A 529-nucleotide genomic window follows, 5' to 3' on the forward strand; every position below is an offset into this window, starting at 1 on the left:
GTTCTTTGTGCATGGGATAATTGTGTTTTCCATGCATACTAAAAGTGAAAACTTCTAGGTCATTTTTAAATATTGAAGCGGTACCATTGCCTTGATGAACATCGAGGTCAACCACCAATATTTTCGTTGCCCTCTGTTGTGATAATAAGCACTTAGCAGTAATCGCAATATCATTAAGCAAGCAAAATCCTTCACCCCGATCCTTAAACGCATGGTGTGTTCCTCCAGCAATATTCATCCCAATCCCATCATCAAGGGCATAAAATGCGGCCATCACTGAGCCGTTCATAATCTGAATTTCCCTTTCTACTAATTCATTGCTCAATGGGAAGCCTGTTTTTCTGATCTCTGCTTTGCTTAATGTGAGCTGCTTTAATTTTTGAAGATATTCAGGATCGTGCACAGAAGTGATGAAAGACTCTTCAAGAAGCTCCGGCTCGAAGAAATTCTCACTTGTTAAAGTACCCTCATAGACCAATTGCTCAGGAAGCAACTCATATTTTTCCATAGGAAACCTATGCCCCTCTGG

At 40.5% G+C, this 529-nt stretch carries 1 protein-coding gene; it reads right to left on the minus strand.

The genetic code is table 11. The annotated features are described in order from the left end of the window. Positions 1-529: histone deacetylase family protein (locus ADIWIN_RS04060; protein ID WP_200859787.1), on the minus strand; the 529-nt coding region annotated here is incomplete at both ends.

Source organism: Winogradskyella psychrotolerans RS-3, assembly GCF_000427335.1.
In the GTDB taxonomy this organism is placed as follows: domain Bacteria; phylum Bacteroidota; class Bacteroidia; order Flavobacteriales; family Flavobacteriaceae; genus Winogradskyella; species Winogradskyella psychrotolerans.